The organism is Anoxybacillus sp. LAT27 (genome assembly GCF_022030075.1).
In the GTDB taxonomy this organism is placed as follows: Bacteria; Bacillota; Bacilli; order Bacillales; family Anoxybacillaceae; genus Anoxybacillus; species Anoxybacillus kestanbolensis.
Window position 1 is genome coordinate 1 of the sequence record NZ_JAIWYK010000259.1, and the last position, 241, is coordinate 241.

At 63.1% G+C, this 241-nt stretch carries 1 protein-coding gene; it reads left to right on the forward strand.

Translation table 11 applies throughout. The features are described 5' to 3' along the window. On the forward strand, window positions 1-241 hold a 241-nt coding region (locus LD028_RS09370), incomplete at both ends, for a U32 family peptidase (protein WP_237811658.1).

Sequence of the window (241 nt, forward strand, 5' to 3'; positions counted from 1 at the left end):
GAAATCGTCATGGGGCGAAACGACGTCAACCTGCAGCGGGTCAACGTCGGCGACCGCGTCTGGAAGACGAACGACCCCGAGCTGGACAAACGGCTGCGCAAAACGTTTGAGACGGAAAAGCCGTACCGCACCTTCCCGCTCGCGGTGCACGTCGTCGGCCGGCTGGGCGAAAAGCTGTCCGTCACCTGGGTGGACAAAACGGCCGACCACGCGGTGACCGTCAAGTCCGAAATTCCCCTGG